The 7,205-nt window shown below is 50.3% G+C and carries 7 protein-coding genes and 1 pseudogene; 3 read left to right on the top strand and 5 right to left on the bottom strand.

The genetic code is table 11. The features are described from left to right. Window positions 1-274, top strand: a pseudogene (locus tag NNN71_RS22790) (hypothetical protein); the annotation flags it as partial. 680 nt (window positions 275-954) lie between these two features. Here NNN71_RS22790 and fic read toward each other — a convergent pair. Then, window positions 955-2,031: a protein adenylyltransferase Fic gene (gene fic / locus NNN71_RS22795; RefSeq protein WP_058668488.1), complete on the bottom strand. Its 1,077-nt coding sequence runs from the start codon at window positions 2,029-2,031 to the stop codon at window positions 955-957. A gap of 337 nt (window positions 2,032-2,368) precedes the next feature. On the opposite strand from fic, the gene NNN71_RS22800 reads away from it, so the two are divergent. Further along, a complete protein-coding gene (locus NNN71_RS22800; protein WP_271459406.1) occupies window positions 2,369-2,635 on the top strand; it encodes a hypothetical protein in 267 nt (88 codons plus the stop codon). A gap of 111 nt (window positions 2,636-2,746) precedes the next feature. Beyond that, complete coding sequence (locus NNN71_RS22805) at window positions 2,747-3,400, top strand: HNH endonuclease (protein ID WP_271459407.1); 654 nt, start codon at window positions 2,747-2,749, stop codon at window positions 3,398-3,400. Between the two features lie 55 nt (window positions 3,401-3,455). Here the strand turns inward: NNN71_RS22805 and mobH are convergent, their stop codons facing one another. From mobH to NNN71_RS22825, 4 genes are all read right to left on the bottom strand, one after another. After that, window positions 3,456-5,045: a MobH family relaxase gene (gene mobH, locus NNN71_RS22810; RefSeq protein WP_271459408.1), complete on the bottom strand. Its 1,590-nt coding sequence runs from the start codon at window positions 5,043-5,045 to the stop codon at window positions 3,456-3,458. A gap of 173 nt (window positions 5,046-5,218) precedes the next feature. Continuing rightward, complete coding sequence (locus tag NNN71_RS22815; protein ID WP_271459409.1) at window positions 5,219-5,590, bottom strand: hypothetical protein; 372 nt, start codon at window positions 5,588-5,590, stop codon at window positions 5,219-5,221. Window positions 5,591-5,654: 64 nt separating this feature from the next. Further along, complete coding sequence (locus NNN71_RS22820) at window positions 5,655-6,560, bottom strand: ArdC family protein (RefSeq protein ID WP_271459410.1); 906 nt, start codon at window positions 6,558-6,560, stop codon at window positions 5,655-5,657. Between the two features lie 64 nt (window positions 6,561-6,624). Next, a complete protein-coding gene (locus tag NNN71_RS22825) occupies window positions 6,625-6,915 on the bottom strand; it encodes a hypothetical protein (protein WP_271459411.1) in 291 nt (96 codons plus the stop codon). Between the last annotated feature and the right edge of the window lie 290 nt (window positions 6,916-7,205).

Consider the following 7,205-nt stretch of genomic DNA (forward strand, 5'->3'; position numbering starts at 1 on the left):
GTATAAATCTTCACTTTCTGAGATAAAGTACTTTCAGAATGAGATGACTAACATTGAAGCAAAATATGCCGCCATACAGTGTGCAAAATTTACTGACGATAAGACTGCATTTTCAAGTGCTATCGCAGCACTAACAGCAACAGAGCGCAATGCACTACTTGAGAAGGGACAAACAACAGCAGAAATTGAAATAGCCAAAATCGAAAACAAGAACATTTCATTAATTTCAGAGAAAGTGATGAAGTTCATTAAAAATAAGAATGATGATCAATAGATAATCTCTTACAATAGTGGTCAGTTATTGATGAAACTGACCATGCTTTATCCCTTTTATATCCGTATCAGATTTTAAATCTAGCATGGATAGACATCCATCAATGAAACCTTTCACCATTAACATTTCCGCTGACTAGCCTCCATAAATAATTACTGCACGATGCAAATGATGACCGCTCCTGGCACGAAGCAGACGAGTTAATTGAGCTAAAGGTCCGCTGTGAGCGAAGAACGGAAGTTCGCAGTTGATCTCGTAGTTAAATAGTCGCATTACTAACATTGCAGCGTGTTAATCAACGGGGAGCAGATCACCCCATAGAGGATAGATTTGAAATATCCTCTGGAGCGGATATGCCAAAAATATCTGTCATGGGGGATAAAATGAACGTAACTTCACCCAAAATGCTGGCCCAGGCAGTGAGGAATGCTCGCAAGCAACGTAAGCTGTATTAGCTCAGATCAAATCGTGACTAAAACAACTCGCGCATTTTTGATTGTAGCCATGATATTCCTGCAGTAGCCTTTCTCTCTGGATCTGTTCATAAAATTATTTGTTCATGAATCATGAACAGTATTTTCGTGAACGATGACAGGATAGAAAGCCAATACCCACATTAAGGTGCGCTACAATCATCAATAGTTCCGGCAAATATCTGAACTAACACTAACCAATAAGCTTTACTGATTCAATTCCTGTACCAACCTGGTGTTGATATACAGCTTTTCGCGACCAACGCTCATTTCTTCCAGTACGCCTATCTCGACTAACTGTTTGAGATACGCTGATGCCGTCTGTCGTTTAGCGATACCTCGTTCAACAAGGTTATCGATCCGGCAATACGGTTGCGCATAGAGCACCTGGATGAGTTCATAGGTATAAATTTTTGGTAGTTTCTCACGAACATACTCGGTCGTTTCTGCCATCAATGCCCGAACAACCGCAATCTTGTCAGTCGTCCATCGGGACGTGTTTTCTACGGCCTCCAGCATAAATAATATCCACGATTCCCAATCTCCTTCCTCTGTTACCCTACGCAAGAGCGTGTAGTAATCACTACGTCTCTCCAGAATAAAGCGGGACAGGTACAGGATAGGCAGTGAAAGTAATTCATTTTGAATCAGGTAAAGAATATTCAGGATACGGCCTGTTCGCCCATTCCCGTCCGGAAAAGGGTGGATACACTCAAACTGATAGTGCGCAATAGCCATTTTCACCAATGGGTCTAAATCATCATCGCCATGTATGAACTGCTCCCAGTTCGCCAATAAGTTACGGATGGTATCTTCACCCACCGGTGGCGTATACACCACGCTGTTATTCTGATCGCGCAGTACCGTGCCCGGTGTTTTCCTTATATCGGTCTGAACTGCGCGTAATTTGGTGCAGATAGCGATTGCGGTGTTTGTGCAAAGTGGATAGGTCTCAAGATGGGTATAACCATCATAAAGCGCCGTACGATAACGCAATGCTTCTTTGGTTGCTGGATCTGCTCCGTCTGCACGATCAGCATACTGAAAGAGCTGATCGCTGGTCGTTACGATGTTCTCAATGCGTGAGGAATCTTTCGCTTCCAGCATCGGGAGAATGTTAATCAACAATCCCTGATCGGGGATCAACTCACCCGCCGTTTTCAGCTCTGCAATTGCCGCGCGCGCATTTATACACGCTTTTAGTACATTACGTGTTTCTATCTGCTGCAGATCAGGCGGCAGTTTTGGCAGATCGTTGTAAGGGGCTTCGGGATTCCAGTTCATATGTTTATAAAAACCGATTTTATCGACATATAGATATCATATGTCGATGCTATAAGTATGTCACGGCATCATGTTTAAAAAATCGTGTTTTATCGACATATCGCCGCAACGTGTCGATGGCATAAACATGTTTTGGCTATATGTTTAAAAAAATGCTTTTTATCGACATATCCTCAGACGCTTGGCGCAGACTATCTGGATTTGCCTGGGAAGAGACTTCACTACCTGAGATGTATCAACCTTTAAATGAGGTCTCTCGGCAACCTTGCAACTGCAAAAAATGCCCCTATTTCATGACTAATTAAGCGCGAAATTCTAGCCATGGAGGAAACTACCGATGTCACCCCGGACACACCGCAAGCTCGTAAGCGTTGAAGTGATGTGGCCTGCTCAGACGCTACCGCTTCCCCTGCAACAGGTAGTCGAAGCACTGAATCAGGGCGAAACGCCCGATCAGATTATTATCCGCATGAACCAACAGGGCCTGCTGGCGTGGCGTGAGGATGCATCCGCGCAGGATACACACGATATCTTTCAGGTACGGCTGGACAATCAGCATGAGGCGCGATTTCTCTGCCGCTACGTTACGTTGCCGCTGCACTAATGCCCCTATGCCGGTAACGTGAAATTGAATAGTGCTGTTTATTACCGGATAAATTAATATGCTATAAAATAAAGAGTTAGCATATGTCGTTTCAGGGATGATGAGTTGTAAATGAAGAAGAAACTGCCAGACCAGCTTTCCAAGGAATGCATTATTGCGGCTATGCGCGCCTATGATGAAGGTGTACACCACCAGTTCAGCGAGTCCCGGCTGTATGATGTGGTCTTTGAAGGGCGCAGTTATCCACCGAAAGCTATAGTCGGTATTGCTGCTTCAAATATGACAGGCGTTGAGTTTTCCCCTGAAGATTTTAGTGGTGGTATCAAGTCGAAATGTGTCAAGTTGCTTACCGATCAAGGGTTCCAGATCGTTGAGAAAAATTTGGGTAACGAGCAGCCTGCCATCAGTATTTTTCCTGATGAACTGCCGCCGCAGAGCGTATTTAATGAAGGTGCAGCTACGCAGGTAACGGTTAACCGCTATGAACGCGACCGTAAGGCCCGGCAGGCCGCATTAGCCTGGCATGGTTGCCTGTGCAAAGTATGCGGCATTGATATGATGAGGGTGTATGGTGAGATAGCAAAAGGTTTTATCCATATACATCACCTGATTCCGCTATCAGACATCAAAGAGAATTACTCTCTGGATCCCAAAAAAGATCTTATTCCCGTCTGCCCTAATTGCCACGCCATGTTGCATCGGCGTAATCCGCCTTTTTCGCCTGAAGAATTGAAATCAATTATTGAATATCATGCGGCTCTTTAGGTATTACAGCCCATTCGCTGTGGCTCGGTGGAAGAGAGTATTTTGATATAAATTGCTATTCGCGCAGCAACTTCAGCCACGGATTATTCACCGGCACTTTCTCCCCCAACACCTGCTTCGGATCTTCCATCAGAAAACCTTTCAACTGACTACTTTTCTTTTGTGGAACCTGAACCTCGCAGGTCCAGATAAAACTGTCATCATTACAGCGCAGGGCCAGCCCTGACTCCTGAAACATTCGCTGTGCCAGTTTCCAGCCGTCGCCGGTATCGCCTGTAGTTTCTGCTGCGTATGTCTTAAAGATCCCCGGTGAAATCAAGAAAAGATGGTTTTCCACCACATGTACCTTGCCGTTCCGGGTATTCACCGTGCCTGAAGGGTTGGTGTGGTTCTTCAGCCACTGCAGGAAATTATTATTGTCACCAAGCCTCGGGTCGTCTGCTATCTCCGGCAGCGGTTGAGTGGGAGCGCTAAGTTCAGGGACGAGTTCAGCTTCGCTTACCGGCGTCACATCACCGGCAAAACAGGCGGGACGTTGTTCGCCAGGTTCCCATATTGCAGACGGCGTCAGGCGCAGCAGCGTCAGCGGTTCAACGGGCGACCAGCCCTTATCCGATCGGATAATGCAGCGCCAGATCGCTTTATCCTCATTGGCAACGATAAGCTGATGTGCCAGCAGTTCGTCAAACAGGCGGTTATTATTTTCCGGTACGCTGGCTACGCCATGCTGGAGCAGCCAGGCGCGAACCCGGTCGGCGGTGGTTTTGCTGATAAGCCACAGCGCATCCTCCGTCAACCAGCCATCTGATCCGCATTCGGGATTATTGAGCCGGTACTCGTTCTGTACCAGCGACCGCAAGGCTGTAAGAAGTTGCTGGGGGAAAGAAGAGGGCTTTTGCGCCAGCGCGGTTTTGATATCGCCGCCGAGGTATCGGGCGACAGAGGCTTTATCGGCCTGCTGCACCAGTTCAGCCAGTGCGCCAGCCCTTTCGTAGTGTCCGGTGAGCTGATAAATCAGGGACGCAAAAGCCGCCGGGTATCCGGCCAGCCAGTCCAGTAATGGCGAGGGTATCAACTGATTAATCAGCATTGCGCCAGCCGCCGGATGCAGATGATAGTCGCGACCGTGGCTCTCGTACTGCCAGCGATAAGGCTGCGCCAGATTACCCTGCCACGGATGCCAGCGGGTGCCATCACGTTGATGAATCTCCATATCCACGGCGATTTTTCCCGTATCGTGCAGTGATGCTGCGCAGACTACCGTGACCGTCCATGCGCTGGCCTGTCGGGCCTGTTCTTCCGCACCCGCTTCTGGTGGCAACAGGTAACCCTGGCGCAGTCGGATGGCGTTGCAGGCAACCTCCAGTGAATGATCCAGTAGCCCACCGGGGATGGAATGGTGATGATTTTGGGAGGCGGGTAGCAGCTGTACCAGTGCTGCGAAGCGATTAATCGCCGTGAGGATCCAGCTATCGAACAGAGTATCCGGCAGCGGGGTCAGTTGCCGTAACTGTTGCAAACAGGACTGGCGTAACGGCGTCGCCAGCAATTGTTCTGCGGATTGTGGCGCAAACCAACCCTCTGGCAGCGTAGCGTCTGGCGCAGGTGGCTGGCTCTGGGATGGTCTTTTTAGCCACTTCAGCATATTTCCCCTTTCCGGGCAGGCCCCTTTGCCCTTGTCGCCCTTCCTTTGCAGTGTCTCCATTTGGGCCTTTTACATTTTTATTAGTAAAAACTGTATGCTCTCATGTGCATATCTAGCGCTGTATTTCTGGCCGACGAGGAAAAGTGACCGACGTATTGTCGGCCACTTTAAAACTACCACCAAGCATAAAACATCAACCTGTCTCGCTCAAAATCAAACGTCTCCAGCGTCTCTTTCACCCAGTGGGTGACGGCGCGAACGTCTTTCCAGTAGTGTTCTCCATAATCGGTATATCCATAGAAAAAGCCGTCAATCGTGGGATAAACCGCACCGTAGTTATCCGGCGTCAGGCTCTGTAGGTCGCTCAGAAGCGCCTGCAAATGTGCTTTGGTGACTTCTAACAGCACCTGGTTGCGCACCAGCCCAACGTGTTTATCCACCCATTTGAGTAACGGGTTCACCTTGCGGAAATAACCCACTCTGGCGTACTGGCTTTCATCGGGCGCGTTTTTTGCCCGTTCGAAAAAGAAGAGATCGAGTCCCATATATCACTCCAGAAAAAAGGGGAGCAACTTCCCGGCGGGGAAGACTCCCCGTGCGGGTGGGCTGTCAGGCGCTAAGCTGACAGGGTTGTGGTACAGCGTTGAGCAGCCATTCACTGGCGTGGCGCGCTATACCGCTGGCGCGGATCACTGCCCGCTTGTCCTGGCGCAAGATATCCAGCCAGTAGCCGATATAGCTGGCGTGCTGGAGCCTGCCCTGAATGCCGCAATGGGCGCACAGGAAGGCGCTACCCATCTCCGCCACTAATTCTTCAGCGGCGTAGAGCGCTTCGGTGCGTTCCGCTCCGGCAATACCGGGGCGATTGAGGCGTGAAGTGTGTCCGGTAGCGTGCGTCAGTTCATGCAGCAGCGTGGCGTAGTACACCTCGCTGCTTTCAAACTGTTGCGGGTGCGGCATCATCACCAGGTCGGTCGCGGGTTTGTAATACGCTTTCGACTGGCGGCGATGGCGCAGCGTCACGCCGCTATTTTTCGCAATGGTTTCGGCCATCTCCACAGGCTCTGCGGGCCGGATAAACGGCTCGGACAGCGACTGCGGCAGGCCGTCACACTGCGACAGGTTAAACAGCCGAAATTCACGAATAATCCCGAAATGCCGCACCTTCGGCTCGCCGTCTTTATCCAGCAACGGCTGGCCGAGTGCATCGGTCTCTTCCTGTGTGCGCGGCAGATACAACACCGCCAGAGAGGATTTCTCCCCCCGGCGCACTTGCCCGCCGAGCGCGCTGACCTGATGGAACGTCAGCCAGCGGTCGCTGGCGAAGCTCTGCTTGTCGGCGCTGTTCCACAGCAGCGGCACGTTGATGCCGTGATACGGTCGACCGGATAACGCATTGATCGGGAACGGCGGCTCGCCATCGCGCCACGGGCGGATCCACGGCACATTGCCGTTTTCCAGCTCAGCAATAATCTGGTCGGTGACTTTCTGGTAGATATCGTTGCTTCTGTCCATTGTGCGATCCTCATGGAAGAAGCCGGAGCTGCCTCCATCCGGAAGCGACTCCGGCGGGGAGAGGTTATGCCTGTTCAGCCATCGAGACCTGCACATAGTGGCCGTGATAGTTGAGCGACAGCGGTAATGCGACAGGGACTTTCATATCGCCCTGCGGGGACTGGCAGTAGATCGTAAAGGTGACTTTCTTGCGGGATGCCCCGGCGGTGCGCAGGGTCAGCAGTACGGCGAGCAACAAATTGCCCAGCCGTTCTTCTACCTGCTGCGGGTCGGCGGGAAATTCCACAGCGGATTGCCAGACATCAGGGGCGATAACCACCGGCATTAACGACGGTTTTTTATCGAAAAGCGACATGGTGTTTCTCCTGTAAATGAGCAGGGAACACCCTTCGCAGGGCGTTTCCCTGCGGGATGGAATAGTACGGGTATCCTGCGCATCTGCGCCGTTCGCGCCTTCCGGATACATGGCGAACTTACTGCATGGCTGGCGGTAGTGTTTTCTGCGCGGATGATAAAAGGGAGGGGAAAATCTTTACTTGGGCTGAAGAGTTTACGGTGCACCAAGTAGATGTAACTTTCTGAATTAATGGCTAAAAATCTATTGATATTGAATATTGCAAATGTTTACTGAATTTTATTTTTGAT

This window comes from Kluyvera sp. Awk 3, from assembly GCF_028069715.1.
Lineage (GTDB): Bacteria > Pseudomonadota > Gammaproteobacteria > Enterobacterales > Enterobacteriaceae > Kluyvera > Kluyvera georgiana_A.